This window comes from Cohnella endophytica (genome assembly GCF_003628305.1).
In the GTDB taxonomy this organism is placed as follows: domain Bacteria; phylum Bacillota; class Bacilli; order Paenibacillales; family Paenibacillaceae; genus Cohnella; species Cohnella endophytica.
In genome coordinates this window covers 33,154-49,812 of the sequence record NZ_RBZM01000013.1, presented here as the reverse complement: position 1 = coordinate 49,812, position 16,659 = coordinate 33,154, and the positions used below count along the sequence as shown (strand labels likewise).

Here is a 16,659-nt window from a genome sequence, read left to right as displayed (position 1 = left end):
TCGCCCCCTTTTTTACGTCTATATGATATCTGTACGCGAATGGTCCGCTAGGTCAGGCAATTTACGCCTTGCGCTTAATACAGTTATAATTAGTCAGTCTAATTTTGACGAATATAGTTATAAACGATAGATTGCCGGGTGAGGATATGAAGACGGAGCGGGAAACGGGTACAATGAGAAAACAATTGACGCTACTAATCGGCATGAGTGTTATCTTCACCATCGTTACATCGTTATTCATCTATGGATGGCTAAATCCTACGGTTCAGTACCCGGAAGCACGAGGCGGGGTATTGGACGCCAGACAATGGAATTTTGCGAAGCAAGGGATTGTACCGTTGCGGGGAGAATGGGAATTTTACGAGAACAAGCTGCTGACTCCGCAAGATTTCAACGCCAATGGCAAGGCACTGGAAGCGGAGCGTATAATCGTTCGTGTTCCTGGAGGCTGGAAGGATGTCGTTTCCTCCGGTAGCGGATTTGGTGCGGGTACGTACCGTCTGCGAATAGAGGTTGGCGATCCGGATTTTTATAGCCTTAGAGGCAAAAAAATGCGGATGTCCAGCCACATCTATATTAACGGATCGGACCTCGGCGGTACCGGAAAACCGGATTTGTCGGCGGATGGATTCGTACCTAGCAATCTTCCGTTTTTCGGTACGGTCAAAGCGGATACCGACACCATCGACATCATCATTCAGATAGCCAGCTACCGCTATCTGGAAGGCGGATTGGTGCAAACGCCGGAATTCGGTTTAACGGCGGATGTATTGGCCAGGCGCGATAATGCCCGTCTGGCGGATATGATCGTCATTACCACGATGCTGGTATTCGGGTTTTATTTCGCGGGTATGTTCAAGCAATGGGAGAAGGAGCCTTATCTCGCCTTTTTCAGTTTGTTCTGCTTGTCATTAGGGTTGTTTTTCAGCTTCGACAACGAAATCGTCATGGCAACCCTGTTCCCGGCGATGTCCTTCCTACTCTTGCAGAAAATGCTCTTTATCCTTCCTTACGTTTCCATCTTTTCGTTTGCCTTCTATGTCTATCTGTACCTGGACCCTAAGGGGAACTTGGAATATAAGTGGCTGAGCCGGGTTTTTTATGTATGTCTGGCCTTATTGATTGGGATTCCGAACGAATATTTAGTCGATATTCTTTGGCTCGGGATCGTTCTGCAAATCACCGCGTTCGCCTTCATTATTCGCTGGATATTCCGTTATCGGAATGGCGGGGTTCAAGTTTACTATATTTTGTTGGGTTTATTTTTCCTTATCATTAGTTGGGTGTATGCCCAGACGCGTTATCAGTTGGCGTTGGACAATCCTTATTCGATGGTCGTAACGCCGCTGCTTCTCGTTCTATCGCAATCGTTCCTCATGTCGGACAGGGCTCGCGAGGTGTTATTGCGGAACGAGCGATTGGCCGAGCAACTCATTGCCCACGATCGCCAGAAAGACGAGTTTCTCGTCCACACGTCCCACGAGTTCAAGACGCCGCTTCACGGCATTATTAATCTCGCTCAGGTGGTCATCGATCAGAGCGGAGAAGAGATGGGGCAGCGGCATCGAGAGAATCTGAAATTCATTATTTCCCAGGCGACCCGCCTGTCTACGCTGGTGAACGATATTATCGATTTTCAGAGCTTGAGGCGCGGAAGCCTGATGTTCCACAACCGGTTGTTCGATGTCAGCGGCACGGTGCAGGCTACGCTCGAAGCGCTGCAATTTTTGCGCAGGAACGATCAGGTGCTGTTGGTCAATCAGGTGCCTCCGGGAACCTTTTATCTGTTCACCGATGAGAACCGGCTAAAACAAGTTCTCGTGAACCTGGTCGGCAATGCCTTGAAATTTACGGAACGGGGAAGCGTGGCGGTTGCAGCAGAGTCGCAAGAAGACGGGTTGCGTCTGACGTTTGCGGACACCGGCGCCGGGATGAGCGAGGAGCGGCAACGGGGGCTTTTCGAAGGCAATCTGTACGAAGGCGGCGGAGAGCCGACGGATTCGGCGTTTCAATCTTCCGGTCTGGGGCTGAAAATATCGAAGGCGCTTGCGTTGCAAATGGGCGGCGATCTGGAATTGAAACGGTCGGAGCCGGGAAGGGGAACCGTGTTCGAGCTGCGACTGCCGGAGGCGATGGCAACGCAGAGGGAACAGGGGGTCGCCCAGGCGGAAGCCGCTGCCGGTCTGGAGCCGCGGTTGTCGCCCGGGGCAAGCTCATCGACGACGGAAGAGGCGTCGCCGCATGCGGCGGATCGATCCGGCGAGGTGAAGATTTTGCTGGTGGATGACGATCCCTCCAACATCAAGGTGCTGCAGGAGTTGTTTGCGTCCAGTCGCTATCACGTTCTCGTGGCGTACAATGGAGCGGACGCGCTCAAGCTGATCCAGCAACATCGCGGCGAACTGTCGCTTGTTCTGCTCGATGTGATGATGCCCGAACTCTCCGGGTATGAAGTGTGCAGGCGTATTCGTGAGGAGAACCCGTTATACGAGCTCCCCGTTTTGCTGCTGACGGTACGCAACTCGCCGGCGGATATCGCGATGGGTCTCGAGGCGGGAGCCAACGATTTTCTGGTGAAGCCGTTCAGCGGCAAGGAATTGCTGGCCCGGGTGCAGACGTTGCTGCAATTGAGGGAAGCGGTCGAGCAGGCCATACGCATGGAGACGCTGTTTCTGCAATCGCAGATCAAGCCGCATTTTGTCTACAACGCCTTAAGCGGCATTATCTCGTTATGCTACAGCGATGGAGCGCGGGCAGGCAAACTGCTGGGCGAGTTCAGCAACTATTTACGGCTCAGCTTTGATCTTGATCCCCGTCATGCCAAGGTCAGTCTGAATCGCGAGTTGTCTCTCACCAAATCCTACATCGAACTGGAGAAAGCCCGTTTCGGCGCGCGACTGAATGTGGAATGGGAGGTGGATGTCCGGACGGAGACGCTGATTCCGGCGTTGATCGTGCAGCCTTTGGTCGAAAATGCGATTCGCCACGGCGTAATGAAGCGAATGTCGGGAGGCACGGTGGTCATCCGGGCGAAGTTGGAGCCGCAGGGCTTGCGGATTGCCGTTCAGGACGATGGGGTCGGCATGTCCGCGGAGCAATTGAATCGAATTGTGAAACCGGAGAGGCTGGATGGAAGCATCGGCCTGATCAACGTACATAAGCGGCTGATGAACGAATTCGGACAAGGCTTACGGATCGAGAGCACTCAGGACAAGGGCACGACAGTCGCCTTCCTGATTCCTTCCCGCTCGCGAGCGGCCGTAGACCCTGACGGAGAGGCGAGTGAAACAGGATGATGAGAGCCATTATCGTAGACGACGAATCGTTGGTTGCGGAGCAAATCGATAGAATGCTGGTCCATGCCGGTGTGCAGGTGCTGGGATGTTGCGTGAACCCACACGAGGCGCTCGGAATGGCGGTAGCGTTGAAGCCCGATGTGTTGTTTCTGGATATCGAAATGCCGGAGCTAAGCGGACTGGAGATTGCGGAGCGGGTATATGCGGACAAGCTCGACATGGAGGTCGTGTTCATTACCGCTTACAATCAATACGCTATCGACGCGTTCCGGGTGAATGCGCTCGACTATTTGCTGAAGCCGGTGATGGAAGAGGATTTGCGGCGTTCGCTGGAACGGGTGGGAAAAAGACGCAAAGATCGCTCGGGGGTTGCAGGAAAGATCGTTAACCGACAATTGTCGGCCTCTCTTTTTGGCAAACTCTCCGTATATGCAGGCGATGATCCCGAACCGGTGCGCTGGGTGACGTCCAAATGCGCGGAGCTTTTTGCTTACATGCTCCTGCAGCAAGGAGCTAAGGAAGTAAGCAAATGGCAGTTATTCGAGGCGCTTTGGAACGAGAAAAATATGGAGAAGGCGGACATCAATCTGCGAAGCACGATCAGCCGGCTCAATAAGACGTTGAGGGATCTCCGGTCGGACGTGGCGTTAGTGTCAATCAGAAACGGATATAGGTTGACAATATCCGATGGTGCGCTCGTTGCAGACGCCGATCAATTGGAGCGTTTCGCCCTTGAATCCGTCGAGATCGGCCCGGAAAACTTGATTCGCGCCGAGCAGCTCATCTATCGTTGCAATGAGCCGTTTCTGCAGGAATTCAGCGGCGTATGGTGCGAGCCTTACCGGGACCGGTATCGTCAATATTTTCTTCATCTTGGAGGCAAGCTGCTTTCGTTTTACGAGTACGCGAAGACTGAACCTCTCAAAGCGCTGCATTTGGCGGAAATGTTAGTTGGCCATGATCCTTATAACGATTCCCTTCGGGCGGCGGCGTTGAAACTCCATCATCAGCTTGGAGGTCGGAAACGGGCGGCCGCTTATTATGAAGCATATGCAAAACTTTTGAAATCGGAGTTGGGCACGGAGCCGGGAGAAGCGCTTACTGCTTTACTTCATGATTTGACCGATTGACCTAATCGTTTTCGAAGGAACCTGTGATCCTGTGGATCGGGTTCCTTTTCTTTTTGTCACATTTTTGCAACATCGCACGGACTATAATGTCGTAAGATGTATGATTTTGTCGAAAAAATATTCATGTTTAAGCATCATGATAAGAAAGGGACGGTACTATGATTAAAACATTAACTCGTCTACGTAAGAGACGCAGCGCCGGATTCGCGCTGCTGCTCGCCATCGCGCTTGCCTTTCCGCCTGTGGCTCGAGCGACCCCGCTTCCTAATGGGATAGCACCGCCGGTCATGAGCAACGTAGGATGGATTGCCGCGCCGATTGCCGTTGCGTTGGATTCCTTCTCGTTCGAAGCAGGAAATCATTATCCGCAGTTGACCGGTTCGGTAAACGTTACGGCTACGACGGATAACCCGTCTATTGCCGTAGCTTCCGCGGCTGACGGCACGGTTCGCGTTCAGGTGAAGTCAACGGGAACGACGCGTTTGGCTATAACCGGAACGGAAGCATCCTCGTCGGCACTCACCGACCATCTCCAGATGAAAGTGACGCTTCTCGGCGATACGGACGGCGATGGGGTGCTTACCTCGGCAGACGTGCTTTATATTAATAAAGTCGTAAACTCGAAGCTTACGACGACCGACGAGGAGAAAAATCGGCTCGACATCAACCGCGACGGCCAGATCACGTCCGCGGACGCGATTCTGCTAATGAACAGCTACGTCGGCAAAACGCCAGTAACCGGAGGCGTGAAATTCCTCGTCTCGTTGTCCGACGTCAATGATGCTCCGGTCGCCGAACAGGCCGCCATTTCGGGAACCATTCAGACCGGACAAGCTCTGACGGGAACTTATCGTTATCTTGATCCCGAGAACGATGCCGAAAGCAACTCCGCTTATCAATGGTATCGCGGTTCGCAAGCGGACGGCATCGGCAAAACGACGATTGCCGGGGCGACTGGCAACCAATATACGGTTCAAGATGCGGATGTGGGTCAATATTTATTTTTCGCCGTTACTCCGGTCGATGCGAAAGGCGCCGCGGGCTCTGCCGTGGTGGCAGCCACCGGTAGCCTAGTCCTGGATACGACTCCTCCGGTATTGGCATCGACTATACCTGCAGCCGGTGCGGCGAAAGTGGATTTGAACGCTTCGCTTTCGGCGACTTTTAGCGAGCCGGTTGAAGCTGCCGACGGAAAATCGATCATCGTTCGCCGCTCGGCGGATAACGTCGCGGTGAGGACGTATGCCGCCAATGATACGACTAACGTGACGATTAGCGGTCGGACCGTCGTCTTCCTGAATCCGGGGCTGGACGGAGAGACCTCCTATTATGTGGAGATCGATGCCGGAGCGTTCCTGGATTTGGCGGGCAACGAGTTCGCCGGTCTTAACCTCGAGTCCTCTTGGAGCTTCATGACGAAGGACGTTGCGGCGCCGGTCGCAATATCGACAACTCCTGTCAACCAGGGGATGACCGTCGACAAGACGGCAGATTTCAGTTTGACGTTTAATAAGCCTGTCGTTGCGGTCGCAGGCAAATGGTTATCCATTCGTGACAAAGCCGATGACAGCGTGAAAGCTTCATATGAAGCGAACGACAACTCCAAGGTAATCGTAGCGGGCACGACCGTGACCATTCAGAATCCGGGTCTGGACGAGAAAAGCTCGTACTATATTGAAATCGAAAGCGGAGCTTTCGAGGATGTCAGCGGCAACTCTTTTGCAGGTTTAAGCGGCAATGCGGCGTGGACGTTTACGGTGCCCGATCTGACCGCGCCGACGGTCGATTCGACGACGCCGGATAATGGCGGGACCGGCGTAAATCGGTCGGACGATCTGACGGTTACCTTCTCCAAGCCCGTAGTGGCGGTCGCCGGCAAAACGATTCTCATTCGCCGCGCAACCGATAACAGCATTCTGAAGACTTATGCCGCGAATGACGCGAATGAAGTCGTCATTAGCGGCGCAACGGTGACGCTGAAGAGTCCGAATCTGGAGGACGGGGCAAGCTTCTACGTGGAAATCGACGCCGGAGCGTTCAAGGATGCGGCGGGCAATGACTTCGCCGGACTCAACGGATCGACGGGTTGGAGCTTCGCGACGGAAGATACGATCGCACCGTTCGTTTCCTCTACGACGCCAGCGAACAACGCTACCGGAGTTTCCAAGACGGCTGATCTGAGCGTGACGTTTAACGAACCGGTAATTGCGGTCAACGGCAAAGCGGTGACGATCCGCGATGCGTCGGACAACTCGGCATTCGCCACGTATACGCTAGGCACCGACTCCGAAGTGACGGTGAGCGGCGGCGTTCTGACGATCCAGCACAGCGCATTTGCAGAGCTGCAGCGCTATTACGTCGAGATCGAAAGCGGCGCGTTAAAAGACGCGGCGGGCAACGGTTTTGCCGGCATGACAGGCGGTGCGGCATGGAGCTTCGAGTCGTTGGATTCCAGAGTATTGAGCGCTACGCCGGGCGTACCGCTGGTAGAAAGCAATTTGGGGACCGGCGCCTATTTGATTCTCGACATTACGGGCGATACCTTCTCAAGCGACATCAAGGAGCAAGACTTCCGGTTAAATCATGCGCCGCAGGGGCTTGAGATCGATTTGGTCGGAACTATGAACCCGAATACAGCCTTTGTGTTGTTTGACTTCGACGGCACGGATTTCGATACGTCGATCACGGACTTTTCCGTGACCGCTCTGCCGTCGGCGCTGACAAGCGGCAAGACGCTTACATCGAATACGATGACCATTACGGCGGAAGCGAAACCGACCCCGAATATAACGGGAACAACGCCTGCCAACAATGCCGTCGATGTTGGCGATGCCGCTAATCTGACCCTCGTATTCGACAAGAACGTGACGGCTGCAGCCGGCAAAGCCATTACGATATACAAAAAAGCGAATGACAGCGTGTTTGAAACCATTATGGCAAACGATACGACGAAAGTTTCGGTCAGCGGCGGCACGGTAACGATTCAGCACAATCCTTTCGTCGGCAATCTGGAGTATTACGTGCTGGTAGATGCGGGAGCTTTCACGGCAAACGATGCGGGCAACGCGGCAATTACGGACAAGACGGTCTGGAATTTTAAAATCGCGGCGCCTGCGCCGGATATGTTCATCTCGGAGTTTCTGCGCGGTTCGGGCTCCCATCAGGTTGCCATAGAGCTGTACTATCCGACGGCAGCTTCGCCCAACCCGGCACCTGCCGATACTTATTCGCTGTTCGTTTATCAGTACAATACGGCAACCTCAAAAATGGTTGTTGCTGAAATCAATATCGGATCAGGCCACCCTATATTTCGGACGGTGCCGTATATTATTATCGATAGAGCCTTTGATGATTTTATGGATGTGACGAAACCCGCAGACTTTTCTTCAACTGGCTATCCATATGTTAATAATGCCGACGTCTTTTACGATTATCCGGCGAATGTATACCTCAAGGCGCTTGTGCTCAAAAAAGGATCGCAGGTCGTCGATGTCGTCGGAGATCCGAACGCCACCGGTCCGGGAAGTTTCCTGGCGAGCGGCGGAACGCTCGTCCGCAAATCGGGCATCGCCGGCGGTTCCAAGATTTACGAACCCTTACAGTGGGATGTATACCCTGTTAACACGTTTAATAAAATCGGCAACCATACGCCATAAAGCCCGATTTCAGCCAGGATTCATTTACGATTCAAGAACGGAGGCTTTAAATGATGCTTATGAAGAGAAAGCTCGTCCCAACTACTATTCGTTTTCGTCTTGCGCTTGTAATCCTACTGCTTATCTCGCTTGCGCTTCCCTCGATTCCGAAGGCATCGGCCAGGTCCGACGAACCACTGCAAGTGACGATCGGCAATGTTTCCGCCCTAATCGGTCAGGAGATACAGATTCCGGTGTCCATCGGACAACCGGTGCCCGGTATCGGGTCCTATGGAATACAGATCAATTTTGATAAGTCGGCGTTGGAAGCCCTAAGCGTCTCGCCAAGCTATGGGAGCGGTGGGGAAGATTGCGCCGTCGCCGAGGAAGGCTGTTTTCGTTCGGCAGTCAACAACGAGGAAGGTTGGATTCGCGCGATCTGGGCGGATGCAACCGGAGGCGACCGGCCGATTGCAGCCGCGCGCGAGCTGTTTAAGATTCGGGCGAAGGTGAAAGGCAGTTCGTCGACCGGCGCAAAGGCGCTGTCGGTTGACAGAAGCGATATTTCGAACCTGACGTTTACCGATGCGGACATGCACAAACTGAACGTGCAAGTCACGGAAGGCAAAGTAACGGTATCGCCTGCCGCGGGGCCCTCTACCGCCCCTGCGCCTGACGAGTCGAGCAAGGTGAAAGTCATCGTCAACGGCCAGGAGCAACCTGACTCGGCGACGATGACCAGAACGAAAGTGAACGACCGGACGGTAATTACGATTCATGTCGACGAGGACAAGGTGATGCAGCAGCTGAACGACAACCGGTTGAAGACGTTGTTGCTTCCCGTTGACGAATCAAACGCGGCGGTCATAGGCGAGTTGAACGGCAAGCTGGTTAAAGCGATGGAGAACCAGGGGGCAACGGTGGCAGTTCGAACGAGCCGCGCCAACTATACGCTGTCTGCCGACCAGATCAACATCGACGCTGTCGCCTCGGCGTTCGGCAAACAAATTCCGCTTCAGGATATCAAGATCAGCATTATCATCGCAGGGACCGAGCCTGATCGAACGTTGCTTGTAGACAGTGCGGCTGCAAGCGGCGGCATGAACGTGATCGTCCCTCCGGTCGAGTTCCGAATAACGGCAAGTTATAACGGGCAGTCCACTGAAGTTAGCCAGTTCAATCGTTATGTGGAACGCGCTGTCGCTTTGCCGAACGATATTGATCCCAGCCGAATTACAACCGGCGTCGTTCTAAACGAAAAAGGTAAACTGGTTCATGTTCCGACGAAGATAACGCAAATCAACGGACATTATTACGCTTTAATCAACAGTCTCACTAACAGTACCTATACGGTGGTCTGGAATCCGAAAACGTTCGCCGATACGAAGTCGCATTGGGCGCGCAATGAAATTAACGACCTGGCATCGCGACTCGTTATTCAAGGAATAACTGATGAGACATTCGCACCGGATCGGACGATATCGCGCGCTGAATTAACCGCGGTTCTGGTTCGAGCTCTCGGTTTGCACGAAGGGAAAGAGGGGGCGCGGATTCGCTTCGCGGACGTCGGCGATCACGATTGGTTCCGGGATGATGTCGTTACTGCGGCTTCTTACGGTTTGATCGAAGGTTATCCGAACGGAACGTTTCGTCCGAACGCCAAAGTTTCCCGGGCAGAAGCGATGGTCCTCCTGAGCAGGGCTGCCGCGATTGCCAATCTGAAGCCAGCAACGGCAGACGAGACGGATAAGTTGCTTGAAAGATTTACGGACCACGCCGGCATCGGTGATTGGGCGCGTACGGGTGTCGCATCCGCAATCGAAATGGGCATCACTCAAGGCACGGACAATAAGCTGTTGCCAGCTCAGCAGATAACGCGAGCGGAGTCGGCCGTTATGATCAGAAGGATGTTGGTTCAGGCGCAATTAATCAATTCATAAAACTTTTGATCGACAAATTGAATGATCGTTTGGAATAAGAAACGGCTTTTCCAGTCATGGGAGAGTCGTTTTCTTTGCGTTTTCGTCGTGAATATCTCAACAACCTCACATGAAGCGCTTTCTTTTCAGTTTACCTAAAGTTAGCCCATGTAAATTAAAGGTTGATCAAGTCGAGCTGACGAGAAACATGCCGAGAAAAACGGATGCTAGAATCGGAGTTGCATTCAATTGGGAGGTTTAGGAATGAAGGGAATATGGAAAAAAGGATGGATGACAAAGCCGACGATCCTGATCGCGGCAATTGCAGTCTTTCTGGGACTGCTTGCCGATGGCGGAAATCGTGCCGAAGCGTCGGTATACAGTTGGGAGACGGTTGGAAACGCCAACTTTTCGGATGGTATGGCCGTCGGTACATCGCTTAGCGTAAAAGGCGGCACTCCTTATGTAGGTTACATAGATAACGGAGGTTCCGCCAACAAGGCCATGGTAAAAAAGTATAATAGCGCCAGCGGCAGTTGGGAATCGCCATGCAACATGAAGTATGGAACGAGAAATTCCGCCTATCCCTCGTTGGATGTCGATCAAGGCATTCCTTATTTCGCGTTTCAGGATGGCGAGTCGCAGAGCAACAAGAAAGGCAGAGTGTTGACGTGCCAAAATGGCGGCGATTGGGAAACAGTAGGCGGCGACTTTTTTTCCGGCGGTGCCGCGGATTACGTATCGCTCAAAATCGATAACGGCACGATTTATGTCGCCTATTCGGACGGCGCGAATTCCGGCAGAGCAACGGTAAAGAAATTAAATAACGGCAGTTGGGAAACGGTAGGCGGCGCCGCGGTTTCGCCGGCATCGGCAGGGAACGTATCGCTGTATATAGACGGTGGGACCCCTTATGTCGCCTATACGGACGGTGCAAATTCATGGAAGGGCACGGTGATGAAGTACGATGACGCTAACGGTTGGACACAGGTAGGGAACGACACGTTCTCGGGCAGCACGAGCGCAAACTATTTATCGTTATACGTGGACCATGGTACCCCGTATGTAGCCTATTACTATATGGCTATTCCCAATTTCTATTCTGTCATGAAGAAACTCGATGCGGAGTCAGGAAGCTGGGTGACGGTTGGCAACGGTCCATTTTGGAATAGCAGTATCTCTGCAACATCAGTGTATGTACTCGATGGCGTTCCTTATGTCGCCTACTATGATCAAAGCAAGGTTGTCGTCAAAAGACCGAACGAGAGCGGTTGGGAAAAGGTTGGCGTCGATTTCAATCTATCATCCTCCCCGTCGTTGGATGCTTATGACGGTACGCTCTACGTAGCAACGTCAGCCAGTAAGTTATCGGTAGCGAAGTTGGTTATCCGCTACAACATTACTTACGCGGCCAACAACAGCACGGGCGGAACGGTTCCGGTAGACGGCGGCGTATACGACAATCGCACTAGCGCGACGGTAATGAATAATACGGGGAGCTTGTTGAAGACGGGCCATACGTTCGCGGGGTGGAACACGAAAGCGGACGGAAGCGGAACGAGCTACTTGCCGGGAACTTCGTATACGTTCGATAAAGCAGACGCGACGCTATATGCGAAGTGGGACATCAACAAATATAGCGTTAGCTTCATTAGTAACGGCGGTTCGGCAATAGGCGCGCAGATCGTTAGCTATGGCGGCGCGGTAGTGCGGCCTAGCGATCCTGCGAGATTGGGACATACGTTCGACGGCTGGTACGCGGACGAAAATTTGCAAACGCCTTATGCGTTCGGGACTCCGATCGGCGATTCCGACATTGCGCTATACGCGAAGTGGAAGATCAAAAGCTACGCGGTTACTTACAACGGTAACGGCAATGACGCCGGCAGCGCGCCGGCTGCAGGCAACCCTGTCTACAATACGAGCATCACGGTGTCCGGAAACTCCGGAAATCTCGCCCGTACAGGCTATACGTTCGCGGGATGGAATACGAAGGCGGACGGCAGCGGAACGAGCTACGCGGCGAACGGAACGGCGAATTTCACGATCGGCGCGGCGGACGTGACATTGTACGCGCAATGGACGGCGAACAGCTATACCGTGAGCTTCGATAGCAAAGGCGGTTCGAACGTAAGCAGCCAGACCGTGGACTTCGGTCAAGCGGTCAGCGCGCCAAGCGATCCGTCGAGGACGGGCTATACGTTCGGCGGTTGGCATGCGGATATTAATTTGCTTATTCCATACTCGTTCACAACGCCGATCGGCGCAACCGACTTCAAGCTGTACGCGAAGTGGATCATTAATAGCTACCGAGTTATCTATAACGGCAACGGGAACACGGGGGGCAGCGTGCCAGCCGGCGGCAGCCAGGAGTTCGGTAGTTCCGTCGTCGTGCAGGGTAATGCAGGAAATCTGGAAAAAACAGGCCATACATTCGCGGGATGGAACACGGAAGCGGATGGAAAAGGAACGAGTTACAAAGAGGATGACGCGTTTACCATCGGCGCGGCGGACGTCACGCTGTATGCGGCGTGGTCGGTTAACCGCTACGTGGTTACTTACGACGGCAATGGCAGCGACGGAGGCAGTGTTCCGGCAAGCGGCAGCCACGACTACCGTTCGAGCGTCGCCGTGCCGAACAACACCGGAGACCTGACATTAACAGGCTATTCGTTCGCGGGATGGAACACGGAGGCCGACGGGAGCGGAACAAGATACGATGTCGGAGATACGTTTGAAATGGGAGCGTCCGATGCCAAGCTATATGCAATGTGGACGATCAACCGTTACTCGGTAACTTATCACGGAAACGGAGCTACGTCCGGAAGCGCTCCGAGCGACAGTATCAATCACGTTTACGACACGAGCGTTAACGTAATGGGCAATACGGGAAATCTGGCGAAGACGGGTTACACGTTCACGGGCTGGAACACGGCTTCGGATGGCAAAGGAACAAGCTATGCGGCGGACGGAGCCGCTACGTTTACGATAGGGGCCGACCATGTGACGTTATATGCGCAATGGACGGTCAATAGCTACACCTTGGAGTATAGGGGATCCGACGCTGATTCTGGCAATGCTCCGACTGACAGCAACAGATACGATTACAACACGAGCGTCACCGTTAAGGGCAATACGGGGAACCTGGTGAAGAAGGGTTACACGTTGGCGGGCTGGAACACGGCATCGGATGGCAGCGGAACGAGCTACGCGGCGGATGGAGCCGCGACGTTTACGATGGGTGCCGGAGATGTGGCGCTATACGCGCAGTGGACGATCAACAGCTACACCGTGGCGTATAACGGAAACGAGGCTGATTCCGGCATCGCTCCGATAGACGGCAACCGCTACGATTACAACACGAACGTTATCGTAATGGGCAATACGGGCGACCTGGAGAAAACAGGCTATACGTTCGGAGGATGGAATACGGCGCCGGACGGCAGCGGAACGAGTTACGCGGCGGACGGAACGGCGACGTTCAAGATCGATGCGGGGGGAGCGACGCTGTACGCGCAGTGGATAGCTAACAGCTATTCGATCGGCTATAATGGCAACGGCGCCGAGTCCGGCAACGTGCCAAGCGTCAGTAGCCACGATTACAACACGAGAGTCACCGTGCCGGGCAACGCCGGAAATCTTAAGAAGACGGGTTACGCGTTCGCAGGCTGGAACACCGCGAACGACGGGAGCGGGACAAGCTACGCCGCGGGAAGTACGTTCTCCATGGTCTCGGGCGATCTGACGTTATACGCGCAATGGCTAAGCAGCAATGCGATGTTGGCAGACTTGTCCGTAGATCAGGGGCAATTATCGCCGACGTTCTCGCAGTCGATTTTGAATTACAGCCTGGAGTTGGATTATACCGAAACCGAAATAAGCTTAAGCCTTACAATAGCGGATTCCAGCCAGGCGATCTCGGTAACGGGAGCCGCGTATCAATCGGAAACGGGAGGGGTATATTCCTATCGGGCTTCGGAATTGAACTTTGGTCCTACTCCGATTCGCATTGCGGTAACCGCCCAAGACGGCACGGTAAATACGTATACGATAACCGTGAATCGCGTATCGGGCAACAACGCCGACTTAGACGGACTCCTGTTGTCCAGCGGCACGTTAAGTCCCGTTTTCAAGTCTGAGAGAACGGACTACGTTTCCAATGTGGCGAATGGCGTATCGAGCCTTACCGCAACGGCGACGGCATCCGATCTTCGCGCGACGATAACCGTAAACGGGAAATCGGTCGTTAACGGCCAATCAAGCGATGTCATCGATCTTGAGATAGGCGATAACCCGGTTACCGTCGAAGTGACGGCGAGGGATGGCACGATGAAGAGCTATACGGTAATCGTGAAACGCGCATCCGGTAATAGCGGCGGCGGTGGAGGCGGAATGCCGAATAGCGACAAAGTAATCGCCGCGGACGGCCAACTCACGCTTCCTGTCGGGCGGGAGGGCGAAGTTCGCTTGGGAGATGCCGTTACGGTGACGATTCCGGCCGGAGCTTCGGCCAAAGAACTGAAAATAACGATCGAACAAGTGACGAATACGCAGAATCTGGTTTTGAATGGCGCCGTTCTCGCTAGTCCCGTCTATGAGATTCTGAAAAATTTCTCGGAAAATTTCAGCAAGCCGGTAACGCTCACGCTCGCATTCGATCCGGCAAGCCTGAAGAGCAACCAACGTGCGGCGGTCTTCTATTATGACGAAATAAAGAAGGTTTGGGTGAAAGTCGGGGGCAAAGTAAACGGAAGTTTCATTACGGTAGACGTCGATCACTTTACGAAGTATGCCGTGCTGGCCGTTGAATCTACCCAAGAGGTGCCGGGAAATTCCGCGGTCCCGACTGACTTTACCGATATTTCCGGACATTGGGCGGAGGCGAAAATCAAACAGGCGGTAAGCGATGGGATCGTTACCGGGTATCCGAACGGAACGTTTAAACCGGGATCTACGGTGACGCGCGCTGAATTCGCAGTGATGCTGATGAATGCGTTGAAGCCGCAAACGGAAGGAGCGGAACTGACTTTCGCGGATACGGCGAAGATCGGTGCCTGGGCGCAGAAAGCGGTCGCGCAAGCGGTGCAAGCGGGCATTATTCACGGTTATCGGGACGGCACTTTCAGACCGAATGCGGAAATTACGCGCGCAGAGATGGCGGTGATGGTTGCGAGTGCGCTCAAGCTGTCTATCGAATCGAATAACGCAACCGATTTTGCGGACGACAAGAATATCCCGTCATGGGCGAAAGGCGCGGCGGCAGCAATAAAGAAACTTGGTATAATAGAAGGTAAAGGCACGAACGTTTTCGATCCTAATGGTCGAACAACAAGAGCAGAAGCCATAACGGTCCTGCTGAGAATGTTGGCGCAACAGAGCAATTAAAGCCATAAACGAAGGGTTAATCATCCGATCCCAACGTGTTACTGGTCGGGAGCGTACAATTTTAAGGATCAGGTGAAGATTATGGCTAACGTATTCTCTATTGGAAGCTTGAATATGGATATCGTCTATCAGGTTTCCGCCCTTCCGAAGCCGGGAGAGACGGTCCAAAGCTTGTCCCGGAAGCTCTTTCCCGGAGGGAAAGGAGCTAACCAGGCCGTAGCTGCAGCGCGTAGCGGCGGTTCCGTCCGGATGATCGGAGCCGTGGGTTCCGATTCGTACGGAGAATCGCTAATAGGCGCGCTTCAGGCCGACGGCATTCGGACCGATACGGTTCTTCCGACCGAGGGCGACACGGGTACGGCATTCATTACCGTGGACGCGCATGCCGAGAATCATATCGTCTTGGCGGCCGGGGCTAACGGCGGGCTGTCGCCTTCCGATATTCCGGAATGGATCTGGGGAGAAGCGGACCTGATCATGCTGCAGAACGAAATTCCATGGAAGGTGAATCGGCATGTGCTGGAAATTGCCCGAAGACGGGGCATTCCCGTCATCATGAATGCCGCGCCTGCCATGCAAATGGAAGAAGACGCGTTCCCGCTGATCCCGATTCTGGCCGTGAATGAAACGGAGTTGGAAACGCTCAGCGGGCAGCCCGTCAGGGAAACGGCCGATGCTCGTGCCGCGGCGGCGAGTTTAATCGGGCGTGGCGTCGACAACGTGCTTGTCACAATGGGTAGCCAAGGCTCCCTGTGGGTGTCGCGCGGAGAAGACGAGATCTGGTCGCCTGCCTTCCGCGTCGAGCCGGTAGATACGACCGCCGCCGGCGATACGTTCATCGGTGCTTTCGCCACGGAGTTCGCTTCGGGCGTTCCTACCTCCCAGGCGCTTCGATTCGCGTCGGCAGCGGCCGCTATCGCCGTGACCCGAGAAGGAGCGCAAATCTCGATTCCTAGACGGGAAGAGATTGTGCCATTTATCAATTAATTAAGTATAAAGCCGACCTCATTTGGTCGGCTTTTTTGCGTCGGGGAGATGGCGGGATCCGAATCTGCCGCGAAAACCCGCCCAAGCGAAGACGGAACGAAAGCCGTATCCCGAATGATCCGCTCGTGCGTAAGGACGCCGGCGTTAAAATCGGTTTCGATCGAAGGTTCCGGATTCGCGTTATTATTCAAGTACCCGTTCGGCAAATATCCGTACCGCAATCTTCTTATCAGAGAGAACGATTAAGATGTAACTCCGAATATGAATCCACAACCGCAAGAGGTTGTGGATTTTTGCATTTCCTCGG

General features: G+C 53.8%; 7 protein-coding genes. All 7 read left to right on the top strand.

What is annotated here, in order from left to right; all coding sequences use genetic code 11:
* Positions 1-173 precede the first annotated feature (173 nt).
* The 7 genes from D7Z26_RS24690 to D7Z26_RS24660 all read left to right on the top strand — a co-directional run bounded on the left by D7Z26_RS24690 (position 174) and on the right by D7Z26_RS24660 (position 16,598).
* The gene (locus D7Z26_RS24690; RefSeq protein WP_158602433.1) at positions 174-3,296 is read left to right on the top strand and encodes a hybrid sensor histidine kinase/response regulator; all 3,123 of its coding nucleotides are present in this window, start codon (positions 174-176) and stop codon (positions 3,294-3,296) included.
* Complete coding sequence (locus D7Z26_RS24685) at positions 3,293-4,426, top strand: response regulator (RefSeq protein ID WP_120979708.1); 1,134 nt, start codon at positions 3,293-3,295, stop codon at positions 4,424-4,426. Before D7Z26_RS24690 ends, D7Z26_RS24685 begins: the two co-directional genes overlap by 4 nt.
* A gap of 158 nt (positions 4,427-4,584) precedes the next feature.
* Positions 4,585-8,082, top strand: coding sequence for an Ig-like domain-containing protein (locus D7Z26_RS24680; protein WP_120979707.1), 3,498 nt, complete (start codon positions 4,585-4,587; stop codon positions 8,080-8,082).
* A 53-nt stretch (positions 8,083-8,135) separates the two neighbouring features.
* On the top strand, positions 8,136-10,001 hold the full coding sequence (locus tag D7Z26_RS24675; RefSeq protein WP_158602432.1) for an S-layer homology domain-containing protein: 1,866 nt from the start codon (positions 8,136-8,138) through the stop codon (positions 9,999-10,001).
* Between the two features lie 243 nt (positions 10,002-10,244).
* Entirely contained in the window at positions 10,245-15,365 is a 5,121-nt protein-coding gene (locus D7Z26_RS24670; protein ID WP_120979705.1) for an InlB B-repeat-containing protein, read from the top strand.
* 81 nt (positions 15,366-15,446) lie between these two features.
* Positions 15,447-16,352 (top strand): ribokinase, encoded by a 906-nt coding sequence (gene rbsK, locus D7Z26_RS24665; RefSeq protein WP_120979704.1) that lies wholly within the window; start codon positions 15,447-15,449, stop codon positions 16,350-16,352.
* A 48-nt stretch (positions 16,353-16,400) separates the two neighbouring features.
* Positions 16,401-16,598, top strand: coding sequence for a hypothetical protein (locus D7Z26_RS24660; RefSeq protein ID WP_120979703.1), 198 nt, complete (start codon positions 16,401-16,403; stop codon positions 16,596-16,598).
* The last annotated feature ends 61 nt before the right edge of the window (positions 16,599-16,659 follow it).

Bases quoted from the DNA above. Each gene is read 5' to 3' on its own strand.
- D7Z26_RS24690 (WP_158602433.1), top strand. From the start codon at position 174: ATGAGAAAACAATTGACGCTACTAATCGGCATGAGTGTTATCTTCACC.
- D7Z26_RS24685 (WP_120979708.1), top strand. From the start codon at position 3,293: ATGATGAGAGCCATTATCGTAGACGACGAATCGTTGGTTGCGGAGCAA.
- D7Z26_RS24680 (WP_120979707.1), top strand. From the start codon at position 4,585: ATGATTAAAACATTAACTCGTCTACGTAAGAGACGCAGCGCCGGATTC.
- D7Z26_RS24675 (WP_158602432.1), top strand. From the start codon at position 8,136: ATGCTTATGAAGAGAAAGCTCGTCCCAACTACTATTCGTTTTCGTCTT.
- D7Z26_RS24670 (WP_120979705.1), top strand. From the start codon at position 10,245: ATGAAGGGAATATGGAAAAAAGGATGGATGACAAAGCCGACGATCCTG.
- rbsK (WP_120979704.1), top strand. From the start codon at position 15,447: ATGGCTAACGTATTCTCTATTGGAAGCTTGAATATGGATATCGTCTAT.
- D7Z26_RS24660 (WP_120979703.1), top strand. From the start codon at position 16,401: ATGGCGGGATCCGAATCTGCCGCGAAAACCCGCCCAAGCGAAGACGGA.